This is a genomic window from Streptomyces sp. NPDC055815, from assembly GCF_053616475.1.
On sequence record NZ_JBSHDU010000018.1, the window covers coordinates 56,106 to 79,777 of the forward strand.

Genomic DNA, 23,672 nt, shown 5'->3' on the forward strand with positions numbered 1-23,672 from the left:
CGACGGTGGCGGGCCGCTCGTCGGTCACGGCACCACTCCGACGGGCCGCTCGTCCGTCACGGCACGACGGTGACCGGCCAGCGGCCCGCCTTCACCAGACGGACGGCGACCGAGCCGACGAAGCGGTGGCCGGCCGACTCCGAGGCGCCCACCACCACGGCGTCCGCCGTCAGCTCCTCCGCCGCCTGGACCAGGCCCGCGTAGGCGTCGCCCCGGAAGGTGTGGAACTCCCACCGCATCCGCCACAGGTCCTTGACCCTCTCCGCGGACGCCCGGATCTCGGCGACGAGGTCCTCGGCGATCTCCTCGGTCGTCCCCGTCACGGGCGCGCCCAGCGCCGCGCCCGCCGGGATCACCGGCTGCACGTACACGAGCGCGAGCAGGGCGTTCTGGCGCCGGGCGAGCCCGGCCGCGTACGCCGCGGCGCGCAGGGAGGAGGCGGAGCCGTCCACCCCCGCCATGATCACTTTCGGGCCGTCGGTGCCGCGTTCGAACCGGCCGGGCTGCTGTTCGCTCACTCTTCGAGGCTATCGGCTCATCGGGTGTTTTCGGACAGAGGGCCAGTGTCGCTGAGCCACGCGGGCCCTCGCCCGTAGGGACCATTAGTCATGAAAAAGGATCAGATGCCCAGCACGCGCCGGGCCGTTCTGCGCCTCGCCGCCGCGCTCGGGGCCACCGCCACGGTCGGACTGTTCGCGGCGGACCGGTTCGCCGAGCCAGAGGCGGCCACCGGCCCCGCCGCCACCCCCGGGGCCACCGCCTCCGGCGCGGGGCGCGCGGGCCCGGCCGCAGGCGCGCAGGCGCACGCCGCGCGGCTGAGCCCGTCCGCGTACCGGCTCCAGCCGATGACCTCGTACGCGCCCCCGGCCTTTCGCCGTGCGGTGCCGCCGGTGCGGCAGCGGCCCTTCCTGAGCATGTCCGGCGTCGGCCGCTCGATGGTGCTGACCTTCGACGACGGCCCCGACCCCCGGTACACCCCGGGCATCCTGGAGACCCTGCGCCGGTACGACTGCCGGGCCATGTTCTTCGTCTGCGGCGAGATGGCCGTCGAGAACCAGGACCTCCTGCGGGAGATGGACGCGGACGGCCACACCGTCGGCAACCACACCTGGTCCCACCCCCTCGTCCCCCGGCTGAAGCCCTCCCGGATCCGCGACGAGCTCGGCTCCACCAGCGAGATCGTCGAACAGGTCCTCGGTACGCCCCCGCTCTGGTACCGCGCGCCCTACGGCGCCTGGAACCGGCTCTCCTTCGAGATCGGCGCCGAACTCGGCATGGAGCCGCTCGCCTGGACCGTCGACACGCTGGACTGGAAGGAACCCGGCACCGGCTCCATCGTCCGCCGCGTCCTCGACGGGGCCGCGCCCGGCGTCGTCGTCCTCTCCCACGACGCCGGCGGCAACCGCTCCCAGAGCGTGGCCGCGCTCCGCCGCTATCTGCCCGAACTCCTCGACTCCGGCTACCACATCACCGTCCCCCGGCGCTGAATCGTTCCCGGACGCCGAATCGTTCGCAGGCGCTGAATCGGCCCAGGCGCCGAATCGGCCCCGGGTGCCGCACCGCCTCCTGGTACCGACCACCCCAGTACGGCGGAAGGGCCCCGGCACCACACCAGGTGCCGGGGCCCTTCCGCGGGGCGCGCGGCCGGCTAGCGCGAGGCGACCATGCGCGCGTAGACGACGACGTTCCCGTCGTACCCCCGCGCGCGCGTGTACCCGCCGCCGCAGGTGATCACCCGCAGCTCCGGCTCCCCGTTGTCGGCGTACACCTGCACGCCGGGGAAGTTGTCCTTGGCGTACACCTCGACCCCGTAGATCTCGAAGATCGCGACACGGCCGTCGTACCGCTCGACCTCGACGTGCTGGCCCTTCTGGAGGGAGCCGAGCCCGTAGAAGACCGCGGGGCCCTTCGTGTTGTCGACATGGCCGACGATGACGGACGTGCCGCGCTGGCCGGGCGCGATGCCGTTCTGGTACCAGCCGGCGATGTTGGGGTCCTCCGGGGGCGGGGCCGCGACCCAGCCGCTCTCGTCCAGGCCGACGTCCATGAGGGGGGCCGCCACCTGGATCGCCGGGATCTTCACCCGGGAGGCCGGGGCGAAGGGCAGCGGTTCGAGCCCGTTGTTCGCGGCGGGCGGCGGGGCGACCGGGCGCGCCACCGGCCGGGCCGCCGCGGCGGGCTGCGGCGGCCCGTGGGCGATGTCCACGCCGTTGCGCATCATCGCGAGCCCGGACAGCATGGCGAGGGCCAGGACGCCCCAGGGTTGGCGTCTCCTGCGCTCGAAGACGCGGAAGTCCTTCGGGGGCATGGTTCTCCCTTCTCGGCGTCGTCAGAACGGTAAGGGCGGTCGCGCGGGCCGTCGCGCCGGACGGCGCGAACGGGTGGGGGCCGCCGCCGGACGGGTGTCCGGGCCCCGGGAACGGAGGTGTGCGGCGGCGCGCCTCGGCGACGGGGTGGCGTGGGGCAGCCGGGTGACGGCCCGGCTGACCCATCCGAGTAATCGTCAGATAAGCACCCCGGACGGCTGTGACCTGCGATTCCTTGTCCTCAGGGGGACTTCACCCCGGCGTGTCGCCTCACCGGGGTGGCCCAGTGCCGACGTGCACGGCTCGCACCGGCTTGTGATGGTTCGTCATGGAAGGCGCACTCGTCGAAACTTCCGGAGCACCGCTTCGGGGCGTCTTCCACTGGAGGTTCAACCATGCGTGCTGCACGCACTCTGGCGGTGACGGCGACCGCGCTCGCGGCGCTCGGACTCGGGGCCCCCCTCGCCACCGCCACCAACGGGCCCAGCAGCGTGACCGTCAGCGCTTTCCAGGCCGAGCGGGGCGGAGACAACTCCAACGGCGTCACGGTGTCCCCCTTCGCGGTCCACCAGGGCGCGCTCCTCACGATCACCGTCCGGGGCTGCGCGGGCGGCACGGTCACGTCCAACGCCTTCGCGACGGCCACGCTCCCCGCCGCCGTGAACGGGGTCTCCACCGTCACCGTCCGCATCTTCAACAACGCGACGCCCGGCCAGTACAACCTGGCCGTCCAGTGCAACGGCCGTACACTCACCCAGTCGTTCCGGGTCCTGGCCGGCCAGGGCGCGCAGGGTGGCCTCGGCGGCTCGATGGCCCCCAGCTCCACCGAGATGGCGGTCGGCGGTTCGCTCGTCGCCGCGGCCGCGCTCGGCGGTGGCCTCTTCATCGCCCGCCGTCGGCGTGTGACCGGCGCAGGAGTCTGACCGGCCGAACCTCCCGGTCGGCCCGCTGTGCCCGTCGCCCCCGAGTCCCTGCCGGGACCCGGGGGCGACGGGCGTCCGGGGACGCCGGGCACCGCTCCGGGCCATGACGTCCGCTCAGTGACGCCGGCCGGAGCCGGAGCGGCGACGGACCGCGTAGACCCCGGCTCCGGCGGCCGCGAGCACCACCAGGGCGCCGCCGACGGCGATCTCGGTGCCGGTGGGGGCCATCGAGCCGCCGAGACCGCCCCGCACCCCGCGCGGGGGAGTGAGGATCGTGGCGCTGATGGTGGGGGTGGCGGTGGGGGAACCGCTGATCGTGAGGGCGACGGTGTCCTGCACGCCGCCCGTGCAGTTGAAGAGCACCGTGTACACGGCGCCGCGCTTGGCGTCCGCGTCCACGGTGGCGGACGCCGTCGCACCGGGCGGGATGGTGACGGTGTCGAAGATGCCGGCCGAGGCCGTCGCCGTACTGGCGCAGCCGGGGGCGCTCAGCGTCAGCCGGCCGCCCGGTGCGACGACCGCGGGCGACACGACGAAATCGCCCGGTGCCTTGGCCCTGGGTGCCCGCGGGGGGTTCGCGGGAGCACCGTCCGCAGCGAGGGCGGCGGGGGCGGCCAGGGCGATGGCGGCCGCCCCCAACAGGGCAGTGGATGCGGCACGTATCGCGCGCATGGTGAATCCTCCGGGTCCCGAGGGGCAGCCGCGGGAGGGGGTTCCCGCGAAGCCGCGCACCTCGATGCCCGCAACGCTAGGAGCGCACTACCACAGCCGCGATCCCAGACGTGCGAATGGGGCACCGAAGTCCCCCGAGTGGCCCACTCGCACGGGCCGGCTCACGGTGTGAGCTGCGGGAACAGATCGGTGAACGGCGCGGCGGTCGCCGAGATGCCCCGGCCGAACGGCGCGTCGAAGTCCCAGATGAGGAACAGCAGGAAGGCGATGAGGACGCTGAACAGCCCCGCGAGCAGCAGTTCCCGGCCGGTCCTGCGGATCTGCAGCGTGAAGATCAGGCCGACCGTCACCAGGGCCCCGATGATCAGACCGAACCAGACCACGCCCGGCATCGTCTCCCCGGCGCTCTGCCCGCGTGCGCCGCGGGCGTCGTCGGCCAGGGCCACCTGGTCCACCAGGGGCTGGTACGCCTGCCCCTCGAAGTCGTTGGCCGGCTGGTAGTCGGTGACGCTGCGCCGCACCTTCTCCAGGAGCGCGGTGCCCTCGTCGCTGAGCTCGCCCTTCTCGGCCATGTACGTCCACTCGTCGTGCACCACGTACGCGACGTACGCGTCGACGTCGGCGCGGATCCTGGCGCGGACGTCCTGCGGGTACACCTCGGCGCGCGCCGAGATCTCGTGCATCGCCTGGGCCTCCTGCCGCACGGTCTCCTGGGCGGCACCCCGGGCCTCCCAGACGCCGGCGATGGCCAGACCGAGGACGATCGCGTAGATCACGCCGATCATCATCGTCATGTACTCGATGACGTCCGGGGTCTCGCTGGGGTCGTCGTCCTCGGGGATCCGGCGGTTGTTGATGACGACGATCGTGAGCACGACGGCGCAGGCGGCGGCCATCGCGAGGGAGAGAACAAGCCATTCGGACATGGATTCCTCCGGCGGGATTCAGAGGGTCGGTGGATGAGGGGGACGACGCGTCACTTGGAGCGCGGGCGCAGGATCGCCGTCGCGAGCACGGCGGGGGCGGTGATCATCAGCGTCGCGGTGACGACGGAGGTGCCCCCCTGCTTCTTGGTGTGCGTCGCCGGGCGGTAGCTGGGCAGCGCCACCGGGGTCGACGGTCGCGGCCGCACGGTGGGAGGCGGGGACGGCGGTGCCGCGGCGGGCTTCGGAGGCGTGGTGGTCGGAGGCGCGGGGGACGGCGGCTCCGGGCGGGGTGCGGGCCGGGTGGCCGGTGGCTTCGGCGCGGGCCGGGGCGGAACCGGCTCGGGCTTCGGCGGCGGGGGCGGCTCCGGCTTCGGGGTCGGCTCGGGGGACGGGGAGGGCTTGGGGGGCTCGGGCGTCGGCGTGGGGGAGGGCGTGGGCGTCGGTGTGGGCGACGGGCACGGCGGGGGCGGCTCGGGGTCGCAGGGGTTCGGGTGGTGGTGATGCCCGTGCCCCTTCCCCTTGCCGTTGCCGTGGTGCTCGTGGCCCTTGCCCTTGCCGTGGCCCTTCCCGCCGCCCCGGCCGTTCCCGTGGTCGTCGCCGTTCCCGTCGCCGCCGTTGTCGTGGCCGTCGTCGTGGTGGCCGCCGTCGCCGGCGATCGCGACCGCGATCTGTGAACCGCCCGAGTCGGTCGAGGCGTAGGCGCAGGCGTCGGCGGCGGCCGGCGCCGGTGCGGCGAGCAGCCACACGAGCCCGAGGGCCGCCAGCGGCCGCGCGAGGAGTGATCCGTACAGAGACACGCCGTCGAGCTTGATCACAACGGCGGCGCGCCGGGGCGGAATCGGGCGGGATTCGCCAGATGGAGGGGATCTCCGGATGTCTGGGCTTGACGTTTCGCCAGGAGCCGGTGACGGATTCGGCGCAATGCCCGTTATTGCCGGGAGCGATGATTCCGGACGGGTGGCCGACACGGTCCGTTCAGGCCTCCCGGGCAAGAAGTGTCCGGTTGTCGCCCTGTCGGACGGGACGGCCAACAGGGCATCCTGCACCGGCGACCGGCCCCGAGGGCGGCAACAGCCGAGCTACGGACGGGGTCTGGCGGTCCACCGGGCGCGACCGGCACCGTCCCGGGAACCGACGCACGATCATATGCACGTGAATTTGCACAGCCTGAAGGCGTGAACTCTGCGTTCCAAGAGCACGTGCCAATGGCGTGTGACCAAGAACGGACCGCGAATTTCCGTTTCTACTCGCTCTCCCGGCGGGCGATCAGTAGCCTCACCTCGAACACCGGCCGCGAACACCTGGCCGCATCCCCCATGGCGACTTGTTGGAGACATTGATGGAGCGTCCCGCCTGGGCCCCGCCCGGTATCGACATTTCGGTACCGAGCGTGTCCCGTATGTACGACTTCTATCTGGGCGGCTCGCACAATTTCGAAGTGGACCGGGAAGCGGCGCGCAAGGCCATGGAGTTCATGCCTGGCCTGCCCAAGATCATGCAGGCGAACCGTGCCTTCATGCGGCGCGCCGTCCGCCACGCCGTCGACAACGACGTCACCCAGTTCCTCGACATCGGCTCCGGCATACCCACCTTCGGCAACGTGCACGAGGTCGCCCGGGCCGCCGACCCCGCCGCCCGGGTCGTCTACGTCGACCACGACCCCGTCGCCGTGGCCCACAGCCGCGCCGTCCTGGCGGGCGACGACAGCGCGGCCGTCGTCTCCGCCGACCTGCGCAAGCCGGCCGACATCCTGCACAGCCCCGAGGTGACCCGACTCCTCGACCTGGAGCGGCCGGTGGCCCTGCTGCTCGTCGCCGTCCTCCACTTCCTTGAGGACGAGGACCGCCCGTACGAGGCCGTCGCCGAGCTGATCGACGCCCTCGCCCCCGGCAGCCTGGTCATCCTCACCCACGCCTCGTACGAGGGCATCCCGCTCCCCGAGGAACAGGCCGGCGGCACCGTCGGGGTCTACCGCAACATCCGCAACCCCCTGGTGATGCGGACGAGCGACGAGATCACCCGCTTCTTCGAGGGCACCGAACTGATCGAGCCCGGAGTCGTCCCGATGCCGCTGTGGCGGCCGGACAGCCCGGCCGAGGAGGAGGATCCGTACGCCTTCTCCGGGTTCGCAGGGGTGGGGCGCAAGGCGTGAAGGTCCCGACGCAGCCGTCCGGCGCCGTCGCCGAAGCCGACGGTCCGGAGGACAGACTCAGGCGGTTCGTCACCATCTGGAGCCGCGCGATCTTCCCGGTGACCGCCACGTCGCTGACCCGCGCCGAGTTCGAGGGGCATCTGCTGCCGCTGGCCCGCACCCTGTGCGACGCCCTGCACGCCCGCCCCTTCGACACGGCCCCGGCCCAGCGCACCGGCGCGGCCCTCGTCGCCGCCCACTGCACCGACCCCGACGCGCTCGGCCGCAGCCTCGGCGTCGTCGACTCGTACCTGGTGCTCTACTGCGGTACGGAGTCGGACCTCCCCGCCGAGGAACTGCGGGCCCGCTGCGCCCGGCTCCAGCACGCCATGGCCACCGGCTACGCGGGGGCCCTGCGCGAGCGGACCCTCGTCGAGCAGGAGGCCATCGCCCGCTCCGCGCTCACCGCCCGCAGCGCCGCCGAGATCGCCCTGCACGCCACCGAGAGCCGCTTCCGCGCCGTCTTCGACGGGGCGGCGATCGGCATCGGCATCGCCGACCTCGACGGCAACGTCCTGGAGGTCAACGAGACCCTCACCCGCATGTTCGGCGGGATGGAGGGCCAGGTGCGCAGCCGGAACGTCTCCGAGTGGGTCCACCCGGAGGACGGGCCGCACGTCTGGAAGCTGTACGAGGAGCTGGTCCGCGGCGAGCGCGAGCACTACCGCGTCGAGAAGCCGTACTACCGCGGTGACGGAACGGTTCTGTGGACCAACCTCACCGTCTCGCTCCTCCGGGACGCCGAAGGCCGCCCCCAGTACCAGCTGGCCCTCATGGAGGACACCACCGAACGGCGCCTGCTCCATCTGCGCCTGCGGTACGAGGCCACCCACGACGCGCTCACCGGACTGCCCAACCGGACCCTCTTCTTCGAACGCCTGGAGAAGGCCCTCGCCCCCGGCGACAACGCCCGCTTCGGCCTCTGCTACCTCGACCTCGACGGCTTCAAGGTCATCAACGACAGCCTCGGCCACTCCACCGGCGACCGGCTGCTCGTCGAGGTCGCCGACCGGCTGCAGAGCTGCGTCACCGGGGCCGGCGAGATGGTGGCCCGGCTCGGCGGCGACGAGTTCGTCGCGCTCACCACCGCCCCCGGCGGCGAACGCGACGTCACGGAGATGGCCGACCGCATCCTCGCCGCCCTCGCCACACCCCTGCGCATCGACGGCCGCGAACTCACCGTGCGCGGCAGCCTCGGCGTCGTCGAGGGACCGGCAGGGGAGCGGACCCCGGCCGAGGTGCTCCGCAGCGCCGACATCACCATGTACCGGGCCAAGTCTGCGGGCGGGAACCGCTTCGAGCTCGCCGACCCCGAGGCGGACGCCCGCGCCATCACCCGGCACGGGCTCACCACGGCCCTGCCGACGGCCCTGGAGCGCGGCGAGTTCTTCATCGAGTACCAGCCGCTCGTCCACCTCGACGACGGCAGCGTGCACGGCGCGGAGGCCCTCGTCCGGTGGTGCCACCCGCAGCACGGGGTGCTCGGCCCGGACCGCTTCATCCCGCTCGCCGAGGACACCGGGCTCATCGTGCCGCTCGGCCGCTGGGTGCTCCAGGAGGCCGTGCGCCAGGCCCGCTTCTGGCAGACCCGGCACTCCGACGGCGGCCCGCTCCGCATCAACGTCAACCTGTCGCCGACGCAGCTCCACCACCCGCGCCTGGTCGCCGACACGGTCGACGTCCTGGAGCGCTCCGGCCTCGAACCGGGCGCGCTCTGCCTGGAGGTCACCGAGTCGGCGCTGATCGGCGCCGACGAGGACCTCCTGAAGCCGCTGCGGCAACTCGCCGAGATGGGCGTGGACATCGCGCTCGACGACTTCGGCACGGGCTACTCGAACCTGGCCAATCTCCGGCGGCTGCCGGTGAGCGTCCTCAAGCTCGACCGGTCCTTCACCCGGGGCATGCAGCAGCATCCGGTGGACCCGGTCGACCTCAAGATCGTCGAGGGGATCGTCTCGCTGGCACACAGCCTGGAACTGGCGGTCACGGTCGAGGGCGTGGAGACCGGCGCCCAGGCGCGCCAGCTCCGCGACCTGGGCTGCGACACGGCCCAGGGCTGGTACTACGCCCGCCCGGGCGCCCCGGACCGCATCCACTCCCTGCTCCTCGCGGACGCGGTCTGAGCTTCGCGCGGTGGGCCCTCAGTCCTCCTCGGAGAGCTGAGGGGCCCACTCGTACCGGGCGGTGCCGGGCCGGAAGGGTCCGGCGGCCCCTCCTCGACCACGGCCGGAAGGGTGCGGACCGGGGTCGGGGTGGAGAAGGCCGGAGTGTCCGCGGACCCGGGGCCCGCGGTGAGTGTGGAGAGCGCGGTCATCACGGCGGCGGTGCATACGACGGCGCCGAGGACGGCAGCCCCGAGGGCTCTGCGGCCCCGGCGGCGGGGAGCCGACGGGGGAGCGGTCGTCGTCGGGGGGCGCTCCGGAGCCGTGTCCATCGGACCGTCTGCGAACTGGTCCGGTACGAGGAAGGGTTCGCCCTCCCACAGGACCGGCCATTGCTCGGGCCCCAGGGCGGCCCGGCGGCGGGCCGGTCCCCGGGTGCCTCGGCAGTCATGGCGGCCACGAGGTCGGCGGGCGCGCCGAGTTCCCGCAGGACGAGCCCCGCCGCGTAGGCGTCCTGTGCGGGGCCGCCCCCGGCCCCGGCCCGGACCTCCGGGGCCGCTCGCCGCGAGGAGCAGGTTGGACGGCTTCACGTCGCCATGTACGAGCCCGGCCGCGTGGACGGCGGTCAAGGCGTCCATGAGCTGATGGGCGATCAGCAGGCCCACCGGTGGGGGAAGTTCCCCGTACGTGACGAGGGTCCCCCCCCGTGTGGGCAATCGTCCCGCTGGGGCGGGACGGGTGGGCACACGGGACGGCGCGCTCAGCGGCGCCTCCGCGTTCCGCGCCGTGACCCGCACCACCAGCTCGGTGCACCGGGTGCGGGTCCAGGCTCAGTAGCCTCTGGCGCCGGCAAGAGCGCCGTTCCGTTGTGCCCACCAGTTCCGCCCCTTGCGGAACGCCTGCCCACAACGGGCGGAAGCGCGCCCACAACGGGGTGGGTCAGAGCGTTGCCAGCGTGAGCACCACGGTGTCGGCGCTCGTCGCGACCGAGACGGACGTCTTGTCCGAGGTGGCGGTGAAGACGCCGGCGATGTCCACCACCGTGTACTGCGCGCCCTCCAGGGCCTTGCGGTACTCGGCGACGACGGCCTTCGGGTCCTGGGTGGTGAAGGTCAGGACGTAGGCGCCCTGGCTGCCGGTGACCGAGGTCAGTTCTCCGGTCGGCAGCGGCAGGCCCGCGGGCAGGTCGTCCGGCTTCTTCACGCCGCCGGTCGTGGGCGCGTCGGTGGTCGGGGAGGCGCCGCTGTCGGCCGGAGGCTGAGTGGTGGGGGTGGCGGTGGCCGTCGCGCCGCCCTTGGCGTCGGTGCCGTCGGCCCCGCACGCGGTCAGCCCGAGGACGGCGAGGGCGGCGACGGCGGCGAGCGAAGTGGTGCGCTTCCAGGGCATGGTGACGTCCCATCAGTGAGGGTGGGTGAGGTCGTGCCTTCCGACGGGGAGATTGACATATGAAAACTCCCTTTGACAAGTGTCAATTCGGAGGCCTAGCTTCCTTCCATGGACGCGACCGCCATCGCCCGCAACCAGGAACTCCAGCGACAGTGGTACGGGGCTCCGCTCGGCGAGCTGTGCCGGGACCTGTGCGAGCGCTTCGGAACGACCCAGTCCGGGCTCGCCGAGATCCTGGGGATCTCGCCCGCCATGCTCAGCCTCGTCATGCGGGGCCAGCGCGCCCGGATCGCCAACCCCGACGCGGCGGCCCGCCTGTCCGCCGTCCTCCACCTCGCCCAGGAGGTCCGCGCCGGCTCCGTACCGGACGGGAGGGTGCCGGAGGTCCTCGCGGAGATCCGTGCCTGCCGGACACCGGGCCAGGACTCGATGGGCGCCGCGGTGCTCCCGCAGCACGAGGCGGAGGACACCTCGGCCGACCCCGACCTGCGGTTCGCCCTCCGCCTGCGCGACCTGCTCACCAGCCGCGCGGGCGCCGTCGACATCCTCGCCGCGGCGGCGCTCCTCGACGGGGACCACCCCGGCCTCGCCGAGATCCTCCGCGTCTGCGGCGCCGGACGCACGGACGAGGCCGTAGCCCTGGTCCGCACGACCGGCCGCTGACCAACGGGCAGTGCGCCGCAGCCCCGCGCCGCCCGGCCGCCGACCGTCGGCCGCGCCGCAGCCCCGCGCGCCAGGCCGCCGACCGTCGGCCGCGCCGCAGCCCCGCGCCGCCCGGCCGTTGACCTCCGGGAGCGCCCCGGCCCCCGCCCTTGAAGCCGTGGCGCCTCACACACCCCTGCGGGACGCCATGAGCAGCCTCTGGAGCTCCCGGGCCGCCCTCGGCGGGGCCACATCGCTGCGGTGCGCGAGCGCAATCGTGCGCCGCAGTCCCGGCCGGGCCAGGGCCGTCACCCGCAGGTCCCGGCCCGCGCGGGCCGCGACCATCGCCGGGACGACCGCGAGCCCGAGCCCCGCCCGTACAAAACCGAGCACCGCGTCCAGCTCCCCGCCCTCCACGGTGAACGCCGGTTCGAAGCCCTCCGCCCGGCAGGCCGCCACGGTCAGTTCCCGCAGGTCGTAGCCGTGCCGGAACATGACCAGGGGCTGGTCCTTCAGGTCTTTGATCCGCACCGGTCGGCGCGGGGCCGGTTCCGAGGCCGCGGAGACCACCACCAGGTCCTCCCGGAGCAGCTCGACCGTGGTCAGGGCGGGGGAGGGGGAGGGGAGCGGGAGGACGACCAGGGCCAGGTCGAGCGCCCCGCGCGCCAGCTCCCGTACGAGATCGTGCGAGCCGCCCTCCTCGATCAGGAGCTCGATCCCCGGGTGCAGGTCGTGGAAGGCCCGCAGCACGTCCGGCAGGAGCCCGGTGCACAGGCTCGGCGTCGCGCCGAGCCGCACCCGGCCCCGCTTGAGCTGCGCCAGCTCCTGCACCTCCAGGCGGGCCGTCTCCGTGTCGGCGAGGATCCGCCGCGCGAGCGGCAGCAGGGCCTCGCCGGCGTCGGTGAGGGCGATGTTCCCCCGGGCGCGGCTGAACAGCTCCGCGCCCAACTCCTGCTCCAGGGCCTTGATCTGCTGCGAGAGCGAGGGCTGCGAGACGTGCACGCGCTCGGCGGCCCGGGTGAAGTGCCGGGTCTCGGCCACCGCGACGAAGTAGAGGAGCTGCTGGAACTGCATGCTCCCAGCGTAGGCGATAAGGATAGGTAGAGCCTATGGAGATCAGCCGGAGCATGTCTTGGACCTCTCGGGCCCTTCGGCCCTAGCGTCGAGCACATGGCTCTGGCACCCACGAGGGAGCGGACGGCCGCCCGCCCGCCGTCCCCCACACCCTCCCGCGGATTCTGGTCGTCGACCCTCGGCAAGAAGACGGTCATGGCCGTCAGCGGGCTCGTCATGCTCGGCTATCTCGTCGCCCACGTCGCCGGCAACCTCAAGGTCTTCTTCGGCCCGGAGGAGTTCAACGCCTACGGCCACTGGCTGCGCGTCATGGGCGCCCCCGTCCTGCACCACCACTGGGCCCTCTGGCTGGTCAGGATCGTGCTCCTCGCCGCCGTCTTCGCCCACGCCGTCTCCGCGTACCAGCTCAGCCGGCGCGATCTGAGGGCGCGCCCCACCGCGTACGTCCACCGCCGCAAGCGCTCCTCGTACGCCACCCGCACCATGCGCTGGGGCGGGATCATCCTCGCCCTGTTCATCGTCTGGCACGTCCTCGACCTGACCACCGGCACCGTCCACCCCGGCGGTTTCGAGGAGGGCAAGCCCTACCAGAACGTCGTCGACACCTTCTCCACCTGGTACGGCAACGTCGTCTACATCACCGCGATGCTCGCCCTCGGCCTGCACGTCCGGCACGGCTTCTGGAGCGCCGCCCAGACCCTGGGCGTCGGCAACGCCCGCCGCGAGCGGCTCCTCAAGGCCCTCGCCAACACCCTCGCGCTCGTCCTGACCGCGGGCTTCGTCTCCGTCCCCGTCGCCGTCATGACCGGAGTGGTGAGCTGACATGAGCTATCTCGACTACGTCACCGGTGAGCCCATCGCCGACACCAAGGCGCCCGAGGGGCCCATCGCCGAACGCTGGGACACCCGCCGCTTCCAGGCCAAGCTGGTCAACCCAGCCAACCGCCGCAAGCACCGGATCATCGTCGTCGGCACCGGCCTCGCCGGCGGCTCCGCCGGCGCGACCCTCGCCGAACAGGGCTACCACGTCGTCCAGTTCTGCTTCCAGGACTCCCCGCGCCGCGCCCACTCGATCGCCGCCCAGGGCGGCATCAACGCCGCGAAGAACTACCGCAACGACGGCGACTCGATCCACCGCCTCTTCTACGACACGGTCAAGGGCGGCGACTTCCGGGCCCGCGAGTCCAACGTCCACCGCCTCGCCCAGATCTCCGTCGAGATCATCGACCAGTGCGTCGCCCAGGGCGTCCCCTTCGCCCGCGAGTACGGCGGCCTCCTCGACACCCGCTCCTTCGGCGGCGTCCAGGTCTCCCGCACCTTCTACGCCCGCGGCCAGACCGGCCAGCAGCTCCTCCTCGGCGCCTACCAGGCGCTGTCCCGGCAGATCGCCGCCGGAAACGTCGAGATGCACGCCCGTACGGAGATGCTCGACCTGATCGTCGTCGACGGGCGGGCCCGCGGCATCGTCGCCCGCGACCTGATCACGGGCGAGATCTCCACGCACTACGCGGACGCCGTCGTCCTCGCCAGCGGCGGCTACGGCAACGTCTTCTACCTGTCGACGAACGCCATGAACTCCAACGCCACCGCCGTCTGGCGGGCCCACCGGCGCGGCGCGTACTTCGCCAACCCCTGCTTCACCCAGATCCACCCCACCTGCATCCCGCGCACCGGCGACCACCAGTCGAAGCTGACCCTGATGAGCGAGTCGCTGCGCAACGACGGCCGCATCTGGGTCCCGAAGGCGAAGGGCGACACCCGGCCCGCCGCCGAGATCCCCGAGGACGAGCGCGACTACTACCTGGAGCGGATCTACCCCTCCTTCGGCAACCTCGTCCCCCGCGACATCGCCTCCCGCGCCGCGAAGAACGTCTGCGACGAGGGCAGGGGAGTGGGCCCCGGCGGACAGGGCGTCTACCTGGACTTCGCCGACGCCATCCGCCGCATGGGCCGCAAGGCCGTCGAGGCGAAGTACGGCAACCTCTTCGACATGTACGCGCGGATCACCGCGGAGGACCCGTACGAGGTCCCCATGCGGATCTACCCCGCCGTGCACTACACGATGGGCGGACTCTGGGTCGACTACGACCTCCAGACCACCGTCCCGGGCCTCTTCGCCATCGGCGAGGCCAACTTCTCCGACCACGGGGCCAACCGGCTCGGCGCCTCCGCCCTCATGCAGGGCCTCGCCGACGGCTACTTCGTCCTGCCCGCCACCATCAACGACTACCTGGCCCGCCATCCGCACGGCGAACCCGTCACCGACGACCATCCGGTGGTCCGCGAGGTCCTCGCCGAGACCGAGGACCGCCTGAACCTCCTCCTCTCCGTCGACGGCGACCGCACCCCCGACTCCTTCCACCGCGAACTCGGCGAACTCATGTGGGAGTACTGCGGGATGGCCCGCACCGAGGAGGGTCTGACCAAGGCCCTGCGCCGCATCCCGGAGATCCGCGAGGAGTTCTGGAGCCGCATCAAGGTCCCCGGCACCGGCGAGGAGTTCAACCAGTCGCTGGAGAAGGCCAACCGGATCGTCGACTACCTGGAGCTCGCCGAGCTCATGTGCCTCGACGCGCTGCACCGCGCCGAGTCCTGCGGCGGCCACTTCCGTGAGGAGTCCCAGACCCCGGACGGCGAGGCCGCGCGCCGCGACGAGGAGTTCTCGTACGCGGCGGCCTGGGAATTCCGGGGGTCCGGGGGTCGTCCCCCGGGAGGGCGCAGCACCCCCGACGGAGCCGCCCCCGTCCTCCACAAGGAGGACCTCGCCTTCGAGTACGTCCACCCCACCCAGCGGAGCTACGCATGAGGCTCAACCTGCGCGTCTGGCGCCAGAAGAACGCCGGCACCGAGGGTGCCATGGCCACCTACGAGGTGGACGGGGTCTCTCCCGACATGTCCTTCCTGGAGATGCTCGACACCCTCAACGAGGACCTCATCCTGCGCGGCGAGGACCCCGTGGCCTTCGACCACGACTGCCGCGAGGGCATCTGCGGCGCGTGCAGCCTCGTCATCAACGGCGACGCGCACGGGCCGGAGCGCACCACGACCTGCCAGCTGCACATGCGCTCCTTCCGCGACGGCGACACCATCGACGTCGAACCCTGGCGCGCGTCCGCCTTCCCCGTCGTCAAGGACCTGGTCGTCGACCGCTCCGCCTTCGACCGCGTCATCCAGGCCGGCGGCTACATCACCGCCCCCACCGGGGCCGCCCCCGAGGCCCACGCCACCCCCGTGCCCAAGGCCGACGCCGACTCCGCCTTCGAGCACGCCGAGTGCATCGGCTGCGGCGCGTGCGTGGCGGCCTGCCCCAACGGGTCGGCGATGCTCTTCACCTCCGCCAAGATCAACCACCTCAACGTCCTGCCCCAGGGCTCCCCGGAGCGCGAGACCCGGGTCCTCGACATGGTGGCCCAGATGGACGCCGAGGGCTTCGGCGGCTGCACCCTGACGGGCGAGTGCGCCACGGCCTGCCCGAAGGGCATCCCGCTCCCCTCGATCGCCGCGATGAACAGGGAGTGGCTGCGGGCACGGCGCAAGGCCCCGCGCGGCTGATCGGATCCGGACAGTCTGGCGGCGTGGGCTCCGCCACACCGCGCACCCCGGAGCCGAAGATCATTCACGGAAAGATCACTTTCTCCGTAGGATCTTCGCTCCGGGGTGCTCCTGTCTGCCGCGACAGCAAGATCAACTCCGTTCAAATCTGTACTTATCGTGGCAAGTTGTCCACTTCGCGGCCAACCGGCCGCCGGTGATTTCCGCCGCGCCGACACCCCCGGGTACTGATGAAGGCCGCCGGGGGGCACCTGACCGAACCCCCCGGTCGTACCGACCATTTGGGGGATTCATGTCCAGCATCACCCGCCGCCGGGCCCTCGGCGTCGCGGCCGGCGCGGCAGGCGCCGCCGCGGGCCTCGCCCTGGCCGGCCCGGCCGCCGCCGCTCCCGGGGCCGCCGCTCCCGCGGCCGCCCCGAGCTCGTTCGACGAGGTCTACCAGGGCCGCCGCATCCAGGGCGGGCCCTCCCACGGGGGCGGCCACCACGGGGGACACCACGGAGGCGGCTACTCCGTGACGATCGACGGTGAGGAACTGCACGTCATGCGGAACGCCGACGGCACCTGGATCAGCGTGATCAACCACTACGAGCCCGTCGCCACGCCCAGGGCGGTGGCCCGCGCGGCCGTCCGGGAACTCCAGGGCGCCCCGCTCGTCCCCCTCACCCTCACCTGATCCGAGCCAGGAGCCGCACCACCATGACCGTACGCAAGAACCAGGCCACCCTCACCGCCGACGAGAAGCGGCGCTTCGTCGACGCCCTCCTGGAGCTCAAGCGCTCCGGGCGGTACGACACCTTCGTCACCACGCACAACGCCTTCATCATGAGCGACACCGACAGCGGTGACCGGGTCGGCCACCGCTCGCCCTCGTTCCTGCCCTGGCACCGGCGCTTCCTCATACAGTTCGAGCAGGCCCTGCAGTCCGTGGACCCGGCCGTCAACCTCCCGTACTGGGACTGGACGGCCGACCGCACCTCCCGCTCCTCCCTCTGGGCGCCGGACTTCCTCGGCGGCACCGGCCGGGCGCGTGACGGCCAGGTGACGGACGGCCCGTTCGCCCGCGCCGGGAACCGCTGGGCGGTCAACGTCCGCGTCGACGGTCGGGACTACCTGCGGCGCGACCTCGGCGCCGGTGGCCGCCAGCTGCCCACCCGGGCCGAGGTGGACTCGGTCCTCGCCATGGAGACGTACGACACGGCCCCCTGGAACAGCTCCTCGGACGGCTTCCGCAACCACCTGGAGGGCTGGCGCGGGGTGAACCTCCACAACCGCGTCCACGTCTGGGTCGGCGGCCAGATGGCCACCGGAGTCTCCCCGAACGATCCCGTGTTCTGGCTGCACCACGCCTTCGTGGACAAGCTCTGGGCCGACTGGCAGGCCCGGCACCCCCGGTCCACCTACCTGCCGGCCGCCGGCACCCCGAACGTCGTCGACCTCCGCGACACCATGCGCCCGTGGAACGACGTGACCCCGGCGGACATGCTGGACCACACCCGCCACTACACCTTCGACACGGCGGCCTGATCCCGCGGGGATCGGGGTTCAGCACCTCGGGGCTCAGCGCCTGATCCCGCGAGCGGCCGGCGGGCGTGGCGTCCGGGCCCCGGGATTCAGCCCCGCTCGCCGAACCCCAGGGCCCGGGCCAGATACGGCGCGGTGCGGCTGTCCGCCGCCCGCGCCACCCGGTCCGGGGGACCCGCGGCCACCACCCGGCCGCCCTGGTCGCCGCCGCCGGGGCCCAGGTCGAGGACCCAGTCGGCGGTGGCGACGACGTCCATGTCGTGCTCGACGACGACCACCGAGTGCCCGGCGTCCACGAGCCCGTGCAGCTGGCGCATCAGGACCTCCACATCGGCCGGGTGCAGCCCGGTCGTCGGCTCGTCCAGGACGTACAGGGTGTGGGCGCCGCGCGGCCGCTGGAGCTCCGAGGCGAGCTTGATGCGCTGCGCCTCGCCGCCGGAGAGCTCGGTGGCCGGCTGCCCGAGCCGCAGATAGCCGAGGCCCACGTCGAGGAGGGCCCGCAGGCTCCGGGCCGCCGCGGGGGTGTCGTCGAAGAAGGCGGCGGCGGACTCGACCGTCAGATCGAGGACCTCGGCGATGGTGAGGCCGCGCAGCCGGACCTGGAGGGTCTCGGGGTTGTAGCGGGCGCCGTGGCAGTCGGGGCAGGGGGCGTACGTACTGGGCAGGAAGAGCAGCTCCACCGAGACGAAGCCCTCTCCCTGGCAGGTCTCGCAGCGGCCCCCGGGCACGTTGAAGGAGAAGCGGCCCGCCTTGTACCCGCGTGCCCGGGCCTCCTCGGTCTCCGTGAAGAGCTTGCGCACGACGTCGAAGAGCCCGGTGTACGTGGCGAGGTTGGAGCGCGGAGTACGGCCGATGGGCCGCTGATCCACCGTCACCAGGCGACCCACTCCCGGGACTTCGTCGGTCAGCGCACCGACGAGCGTCGACTTCCCGGAGCCCGACACGCCCGTCACGGCCGTGAGGACGCCGACCGGGAAGGCCGCGTCCACCGCCCGCAGGTTGTGCAGGGTGACCGGCCCCGGCCGCAGCCAGCCCGCCGGCTCCCGCACCGTCCGCGCGGGCGCGGGCGCCCGGTCGAAGAGGAACCGCCGGGTCGCGGAGACCTCGACGCCGGCCAGTTCCTCCGGCGGGCCGCTGTGCAGCACCCGCCCGCCGTGCACACCGGCGCGCGGGCCGACGTCCACGAGCCAGTCGGCGTGCCGGACGACGTCGAGATGGTGCTCGACGACGAAGACCGAGTTCCCGGCGGCTTTCAGCCGGTCGAGGACCACGAGCAGGGCCTCCGTGTCGGCCGGGTGCAGCCCGGCGGAGGGCTCGTCGAGGACGTACACCACCCCGAAGAGACCGGAACGCAGCTGGGTGGCCAGCCGGAGCCGCTGGAGCTCGCCGTTGGAGAGCGTCGGGGTGGCGCGGTCCAGGCTGAGGTAGCCGAGGCCGAGTTCGGTGACCGTGCCGATGCGGGCGACCAGGTCCTCGGTGAGGACCCGCGCGGTCGCCGAGGTGTCCGGCGCCGTCGCCGCGACCGTCGAGAGCAGACCCGACAGGGCGGTGAGCGGCAGGGCGGCCAGTTCGGCCACGTTCCAGCCGGCGAAGGTGACCGCGAGCGCTTCGGGCCGCAGTCGGCCGCCGCCGCAGGCCGGACAGGGCGAGCTGGTGAGGAAACGCTCCGCCTTCGCGCGCAGGGTCGGGCTCTTCGAATCGGAGAAGGTCCGCAGGACGTAGCGGCGCGCGCTCATGTACGTGCCCTGGTACGGGCGTTGGATCCGGTCGGCCTCCCGCACCGGGTGCACGGTGACGACCGGCTGCTCGTCCGTGAAGAGGATCCACTCCCGGTCCTTCGCGTCGAGCTCCCGCCAGGGCCGGTCGACGTCGTACCCGAGGGTGTCGAGGACGTCCCGCAGGTTCTTCCCCTGCCAGGCACCGGGCCAGGCGGCGATGGCACCCTGACGGATCGACAGGTCGGGGTCCGGCACGAGGAGTTCCTCGCTGGTGTCGTGGATCAGACCCAGACCGTGGCACGAAGGGCACGCGCCCGCCGGCGTGTTGGGGGAGAAGGCGTCGGAGTCGAGCCGCTCCGCCCCCTCCGGGTAGTCCCCGGCCCGCGAGAACAGCATCCGCAGGGAGTTGGACAGCGTGGTCACCGTACCGACGGAGGAGCGGGCGTTCGGCGAGGACCGGCGCTGCTCCAGGGAGACCGCCGGCGGCAGCCCGGTGATCTCGCCGACCGCGGGCGCCCCCACCTGGTGGATCAGCCGCCGCGCGTACGGTGCCACCGACTCGAAGTACCGGCGCTGCGCCTCGGCGTAGATCGTCCCGAAGGCCAGCGACGACTTGCCGGAGCCGGAGACCCCGGTGAACACGACGAGCGCGTCGCGCGGGATGTCGACGTCGACGCCGGCGAGGTTGTGCTCGCGGGCGCCTCGGACGCGGACGTACGGATCGTGGGGGGTGTCATGCATGGGCCGACCTTATCGAACGGTCCGCTTTTGCCCTGATCGTTCCCGTCGTCAGGCGGCCGGCGGTGTCAGCCCGACGGCCCGTGCGAGCAGGCGGTACGACTCGCTCAGCGCCGCCCGGTCGTACGTGCTCGTGGTGACCAGCACCTCCTGCGCCCCGGTCTCCTTCACCGCCCGCTCCAGCGCCTCCGCCACCTGCTCCTCCGTCCCGTGCACGTGCCCTTCGAGCCCCGCCTCGTAGAAACCGCGCTGCTTCTCCGTCATCGGCAGCTCCTCGATCCGCTCGGGAGCGGCCAGCGGCGGAAAGTCCCCGCGGGTGCGCGAGTACGCGAGCGACCAGGCCTCCGGGATCAGCAGCCGCCGGGCCTCCGCCTCGGTGGCGGCCACCGCGACCGTCCCGGCGACGACCACGTACGGCTCCGCGGCCCACGAGGACGGGCGGAAGGCGGCACGGTAGGTGTCGACGGCCTTCAGGAGCCGGTCCCGTCCGCGCAGGTCACCGATGACGAGCGGCAGCCCGGCCGCCGCGGCGATCCCGGCGCCCTCCCCGGTCGCGAGGACGAAGGGCGGCACCCGCAGCCCCTCGGCGGGCCTGGCGTGCACGTGCGGGTGCGCCGTCTGCTCGCCGGTGAACCAGCCGAGGAGCTCGGCCAGCTGCTCCCCGAACCGGTCGGCCTCCTCCTTGGCACGGCCGAGGGCCCGGCGGACGCCGTCCGTGAAGCCCACCGAGCGGCCGATCCCCATGTCGATCCGGCCGGGGAAGAGGGACTCGAGCACACCGAACTGCTCGGCCACGACCAGCGGCCGGTGGTTCGGGAGCATCACCCCTCCCGTACCGACCCGGACCGTGGAGGTCGCGGCGGCGACGGCGGCGGCGAGCACGGTGGGCGCCGATCCGGCGACGCCGGGCACGCCGTGGTGCTCCGACACCCAGAAACGGTGATAGCCGAGGGCCTCCACCTCCCGGGCCAGGCGCACGGTGTCGCGCAGCGCCTGCGGTGCGTCCTCGCCCTCCCGGGTCCGGGAGCGGTCGAGGACGGAGAAACGGATGCCGTCGAGGAAGGTGCTCACGGAGGATTCAACGCGCTGGACCGGCAGGGATTCCCGGAGCGGCCCTGCGGCGGCCGGTGCCCCGACGCCACCGTGATCAGCCGAGCCCGGTGTCCTCGCCGACGTGGTCCGGGAGGCCGAAGAGCGGAAACAGGCGCTCGGTGTCACGGAAGGCCGTGATGCCGGCGATCCGGTCGCCGGAGAAGTCGACGACCTGCAGGGCCCAGGGGGTGTACCCGGGCCCGTCCGGCCGGGGGCGGTACTGGCCGAAGGCGGGGGTGCCGTTCGCCGTGGTCGGAATCAGGCGCGAGCCGCGGCAGCCGACGGCCGGCCCCGTCAGCCACGCCCGGATGTCGGGGACCCCGCGCATCCACTTCGCGTACGGGGGCAGGCACAGGGTGGCATCGACGTGGAGCAGCATGTTCAGCTCCTCCATGTCGTAGCGGGAGAACGCCCGGGCGTACCGCTCGGCCAGCACGCGACGGACACCGTCGGACGGCTGCCCGAGCTGCCCGTCCGTCCCATCCCGGCGGTCGGCGAGGGTGGCGCGGGCGCGCTGCAGGGCGCTGTTGGCCGAGGCGACGGTGGAGCCGTGCAGGTCGGCCACCTCGCGGGCGGAGAAGCCCAGGACGTCCCGCAGGATCAGCGTGGCGCGCTGTCTGGGCGGCAGGTGCTGGAGCGCGGCGACGAACGCGAGCCGTACCGACTCGCCCGTCGTCGCGGACGACTCCGGATCCCCGCTCGGGCAGGGCTCCACCCACAGGGCGGCGTCCTCCGCGGCCGCCGGCGGGGTGCCGCCGTCACTGGGCCCGGCCAGTCCCATGGGCAGCGCCCGTCGCCTGCCCGAGGCGAGGGCGTCCAGGCAGACGTTGGTGGCGATGCGGTACACCCACGACCGCAGCGACGAGCGCCCCTCGAACCGGTCGACGCTCCGCCAGGCCCGGACCAGCGTCTCCTGGACGGCGTCCTCGGCCTCGGCGTACGACCCCAGCATCCGGTAGCAGTAGCCGGTCAGCTCCCGCCGGTACTCCTCGATCCGGTCCATCGCCCCGTCCGCCACGGCGTCCCGCATGCCCTCCCCTTCGACTCCGGGCCGGGCATTCCCCTGCCGGGCCACCGCGCAACGATGCCACGGACCGGGACCGGCTCGTGCGGAGGGCCTCGGTCAGGGCGTCGCGGCGACCGCCTGATCGACGCGCTCGCGCAGGCGGGCCGCGTCGATGCTCGGTGGCGCGCCGAACTGGCGCTTGTACTCGCGGCTGAACTGCGAGGGGCTGTCGTATCCCACCCGGAGGCCGACGCCGGTCACGTCGTGCGGGCGATTGGCCAGGAGGAGCCGCGCGGCCTGCAGGCGGATCTGCTTCTGGTACTGGATCGGGCTCATCGCCGTCACCGACTGGAAGTTCCGGTGGAACGCCGAGACGCTCATCCCGGAGGAGCGCGCCAGGTCTTCGACGCGGAAGGCCTCGGCGTAGTGGTCCCGGATCCAGTCGACCGCCCGGGTGATGTGGTTCAGGCTGCTGTCCGCGAGGCCCAGTTGCCGGACCGCCTCGCCCTGCTCTCCCGTCATCAGCAGCCAGAGGATCTCACGTTTGATCAAGGGGACCAGGACCCGTCGGTCACGCGGCCGGTCGAGGAGGCGCAGCAGGCGGACGATCGCGTCGATGAGCTCCGCCGGGGCCTCACTGACCGTGATTCCCGCCCGGGGCGACGCGGTCGGCCGCGGCAGGTCGCCCGGTCCGGCCCGCAGCATCAGTTCCGCGATGACGGCGGGCTCCAGCGTCATCCCGAAGCCGAGTTCCGGGCCGCCCGGTGCGACGCGTCCGGTCACCGGCAGATCGGCCGAGGTGACCAGATACTGGCCGACTCCGTACTCGTACACCCGGTCGCCGAGCGCCAGCCGCTTGGCGCCCTGTGCGATGACGGCCAGCATCACGCCGGACATCGCGTACTCGGGCTCGGCGCCCGGTTCGGCCCGGCAGATCCGGACGCCGTCGACGGCCGTGGTCAGATCGGGCCGCGCATGCCGGTCCAGCAGGTCGCGGAGCTCGTCGAGGGACATGTCCCCATCCCACCACGAGGCGGCACGACTCTCCTGAGGGGGAGAGGATCGTGCAAGAAGTCGCGAACATCGTGACGGCGTCCGAATCGACGCGGGAGGCTAGTCCGCCGTGTGCTCGTACGTGGCGATCAGCCCGCCGCGGGCGATCGTCCGGAACCGGAGATGGAAACCGACGAGGGCGGGTGACGCGTCGGCGTCCGGTCCGAGCTTCTCCTCGTCCACGGCGTACACCGTGAACACATAGCGGTGCGGGCCGTCTCCCGGCGGCGGTGCGGCTCCGCCGAAGTCCCTGCTGCCGTAGTCGTTCCGGGCTTGTACGGCGCCTTCCGGCAGACCCTTGAAGTCCCCGGTTCCGGCCCCGGCCGGCAGTTCGGTGACATCCGCCGGAATGTCGAAGACCGTCCAGTGCCAGAACCCGCTGCCGGTCGGTGCGTCCGGGTCGTAGCACGTGACGGCGTAGCCGCGGGTGCCCTCCGGCCCGGCCGACCAGCTCAGCTGCGGCGAGGAGTTCCCCTTCGCGTACACGTGCGCCTCCGGCAGGATGCCGCCGTGCGCCAGGTCCTCGCTGCCGACGGACAGTTCGGGGACCGGTGGGTGGAAGTCGTGCGGAAGGGGACGTCGGTTCGTCGGGTCGCTCATGGCTGACTCCTTGTCACGCTCTCGATGAGATGGTCCGGACGGGAACGTTCTCCATCCGAACACGGAGTCCGCGCGACCGACCAGTCGACGAGAGGATCGTGCAAAGGGTCGCCATCTTTGTGAGGACGTGCCCGTGGTGCCGGAAAGCACGGGGCGGCCGGCCCGAC

22 protein-coding genes are annotated in these 23,672 nt (G+C 72.8%); 10 read left to right on the top strand and 12 right to left on the bottom strand.

The window, feature by feature from the left end:
- Positions 1-56: 56 nt before the first annotated feature.
- Positions 57-518 carry a universal stress protein gene (locus ACWGN5_RS14520; protein ID WP_453514744.1) on the bottom strand — a complete coding sequence of 154 codons (462 nt, stop codon included), beginning with the start codon at positions 516-518 and terminating at the stop codon, positions 57-59.
- A gap of 90 nt (positions 519-608) precedes the next feature.
- Here ACWGN5_RS14520 and ACWGN5_RS14525 point away from each other — a divergent pair, with 90 nt between their 5' ends.
- On the top strand, positions 609-1,487 hold the full coding sequence (locus ACWGN5_RS14525; protein WP_453514746.1) for a polysaccharide deacetylase family protein: 879 nt from the start codon (positions 609-611) through the stop codon (positions 1,485-1,487).
- Between the two features lie 161 nt (positions 1,488-1,648).
- On the opposite strand, the gene ACWGN5_RS14530 is transcribed toward ACWGN5_RS14525, so the two are convergent.
- Positions 1,649-2,308 (bottom strand): class F sortase, encoded by a 660-nt coding sequence (locus ACWGN5_RS14530; protein ID WP_453514749.1) that lies wholly within the window; start codon positions 2,306-2,308, stop codon positions 1,649-1,651.
- A gap of 393 nt (positions 2,309-2,701) precedes the next feature.
- Between ACWGN5_RS14530 and ACWGN5_RS14535 the strand changes: the two genes are divergently transcribed.
- Positions 2,702-3,229 (top strand): hypothetical protein, encoded by a 528-nt coding sequence (locus ACWGN5_RS14535; RefSeq protein WP_453514751.1) that lies wholly within the window; start codon positions 2,702-2,704, stop codon positions 3,227-3,229.
- Positions 3,230-3,343: 114 nt separating this feature from the next.
- Here ACWGN5_RS14535 and ACWGN5_RS14540 read toward each other — a convergent pair whose 3' ends face one another.
- The 3 genes from ACWGN5_RS14540 to ACWGN5_RS14550 form a co-directional block, all read right to left on the bottom strand.
- Complete coding sequence (locus ACWGN5_RS14540) at positions 3,344-3,901, bottom strand: hypothetical protein (protein ID WP_453514753.1); 558 nt, start codon at positions 3,899-3,901, stop codon at positions 3,344-3,346.
- Between the two features lie 161 nt (positions 3,902-4,062).
- Positions 4,063-4,827, bottom strand: a complete 765-nt coding sequence (locus ACWGN5_RS14545; RefSeq protein ID WP_453514755.1) for a bestrophin-like domain — start codon at positions 4,825-4,827, stop codon at positions 4,063-4,065.
- A gap of 50 nt (positions 4,828-4,877) precedes the next feature.
- Positions 4,878-5,624: a hypothetical protein gene (locus ACWGN5_RS14550; RefSeq protein WP_453514758.1), complete on the bottom strand. Its 747-nt coding sequence runs from the start codon at positions 5,622-5,624 to the stop codon at positions 4,878-4,880.
- Between the two features lie 542 nt (positions 5,625-6,166).
- Between ACWGN5_RS14550 and ACWGN5_RS14555 the strand changes: the two genes are divergently transcribed.
- Both ACWGN5_RS14555 and ACWGN5_RS14560 read left to right on the top strand, forming a co-directional pair.
- Positions 6,167-6,979, top strand: a complete 813-nt coding sequence (locus ACWGN5_RS14555; protein WP_453514760.1) for an SAM-dependent methyltransferase — start codon at positions 6,167-6,169, stop codon at positions 6,977-6,979.
- On the top strand, positions 6,976-9,141 hold the full coding sequence (locus ACWGN5_RS14560) for a putative bifunctional diguanylate cyclase/phosphodiesterase (RefSeq protein WP_453514762.1): 2,166 nt from the start codon (positions 6,976-6,978) through the stop codon (positions 9,139-9,141). The genes ACWGN5_RS14555 and ACWGN5_RS14560 overlap by 4 nt, the downstream gene beginning before the upstream one ends.
- 918 nt (positions 9,142-10,059) lie before the next feature.
- On the opposite strand, the gene ACWGN5_RS14565 is transcribed toward ACWGN5_RS14560, so the two are convergent.
- On the bottom strand, positions 10,060-10,506 hold the full coding sequence (locus ACWGN5_RS14565; RefSeq protein WP_453514764.1) for a hypothetical protein: 447 nt from the start codon (positions 10,504-10,506) through the stop codon (positions 10,060-10,062).
- Positions 10,507-10,614: 108 nt separating this feature from the next.
- Between ACWGN5_RS14565 and ACWGN5_RS14570 the strand changes: the two genes are divergently transcribed.
- A complete protein-coding gene (locus ACWGN5_RS14570; protein WP_453514767.1) occupies positions 10,615-11,169 on the top strand; it encodes a DNA-binding protein in 555 nt (184 codons plus the stop codon).
- A gap of 165 nt (positions 11,170-11,334) precedes the next feature.
- Here the strand turns inward: ACWGN5_RS14570 and ACWGN5_RS14575 are convergent, their stop codons facing one another.
- Positions 11,335-12,222, bottom strand: a complete 888-nt coding sequence (locus ACWGN5_RS14575) for a LysR family transcriptional regulator (RefSeq protein WP_453514769.1) — start codon at positions 12,220-12,222, stop codon at positions 11,335-11,337.
- A 96-nt stretch (positions 12,223-12,318) separates the two neighbouring features.
- Between ACWGN5_RS14575 and ACWGN5_RS14580 the strand changes: the two genes are divergently transcribed.
- From ACWGN5_RS14580 to melC2, 5 genes are all read left to right on the top strand, one after another.
- Positions 12,319-13,044: a succinate dehydrogenase gene (locus ACWGN5_RS14580; RefSeq protein ID WP_453514770.1), complete on the top strand. Its 726-nt coding sequence runs from the start codon at positions 12,319-12,321 to the stop codon at positions 13,042-13,044.
- A 1-nt stretch (position 13,045) separates the two neighbouring features.
- Positions 13,046-15,028 carry a fumarate reductase/succinate dehydrogenase flavoprotein subunit gene (locus tag ACWGN5_RS14585; RefSeq protein ID WP_453514772.1) on the top strand — a complete coding sequence of 661 codons (1,983 nt, stop codon included), beginning with the start codon at positions 13,046-13,048 and terminating at the stop codon, positions 15,026-15,028.
- Entirely contained in the window at positions 15,025-15,774 is a 750-nt protein-coding gene (locus tag ACWGN5_RS14590; protein WP_369147943.1) for a succinate dehydrogenase/fumarate reductase iron-sulfur subunit, read from the top strand. The genes ACWGN5_RS14585 and ACWGN5_RS14590 overlap by 4 nt, the downstream gene beginning before the upstream one ends.
- A gap of 292 nt (positions 15,775-16,066) precedes the next feature.
- Entirely contained in the window at positions 16,067-16,450 is a 384-nt protein-coding gene (melC1, locus tag ACWGN5_RS14595) for an apotyrosinase chaperone MelC1 (protein ID WP_453514775.1), read from the top strand.
- Positions 16,451-16,473: 23 nt separating this feature from the next.
- On the top strand, positions 16,474-17,301 hold the full coding sequence (gene melC2 / locus ACWGN5_RS14600) for a tyrosinase MelC2 (protein ID WP_453514777.1): 828 nt from the start codon (positions 16,474-16,476) through the stop codon (positions 17,299-17,301).
- 86 nt (positions 17,302-17,387) lie between these two features.
- On the opposite strand, the gene ACWGN5_RS14605 is transcribed toward melC2, so the two are convergent.
- The 5 genes from ACWGN5_RS14605 to ACWGN5_RS14625 all read right to left on the bottom strand — a co-directional run bounded on the left by ACWGN5_RS14605 (position 17,388) and on the right by ACWGN5_RS14625 (position 23,505).
- Positions 17,388-19,757 (bottom strand): ATP-binding cassette domain-containing protein, encoded by a 2,370-nt coding sequence (locus tag ACWGN5_RS14605; RefSeq protein ID WP_453514779.1) that lies wholly within the window; start codon positions 19,755-19,757, stop codon positions 17,388-17,390.
- A gap of 48 nt (positions 19,758-19,805) precedes the next feature.
- Positions 19,806-20,825, bottom strand: coding sequence for an MsnO8 family LLM class oxidoreductase (locus ACWGN5_RS14610; protein ID WP_453514782.1), 1,020 nt, complete (start codon positions 20,823-20,825; stop codon positions 19,806-19,808).
- A gap of 76 nt (positions 20,826-20,901) precedes the next feature.
- Positions 20,902-21,876: a sigma-70 family RNA polymerase sigma factor gene (locus tag ACWGN5_RS14615; RefSeq protein ID WP_453514784.1), complete on the bottom strand. Its 975-nt coding sequence runs from the start codon at positions 21,874-21,876 to the stop codon at positions 20,902-20,904.
- A 93-nt stretch (positions 21,877-21,969) separates the two neighbouring features.
- Positions 21,970-22,866 carry an AraC family transcriptional regulator gene (locus ACWGN5_RS14620; protein WP_453514786.1) on the bottom strand — a complete coding sequence of 299 codons (897 nt, stop codon included), beginning with the start codon at positions 22,864-22,866 and terminating at the stop codon, positions 21,970-21,972.
- Positions 22,867-22,965: 99 nt separating this feature from the next.
- On the bottom strand, positions 22,966-23,505 hold the full coding sequence (locus ACWGN5_RS14625) for a YbhB/YbcL family Raf kinase inhibitor-like protein (RefSeq protein WP_453514789.1): 540 nt from the start codon (positions 23,503-23,505) through the stop codon (positions 22,966-22,968).
- Between the last annotated feature and the right edge of the window lie 167 nt (positions 23,506-23,672).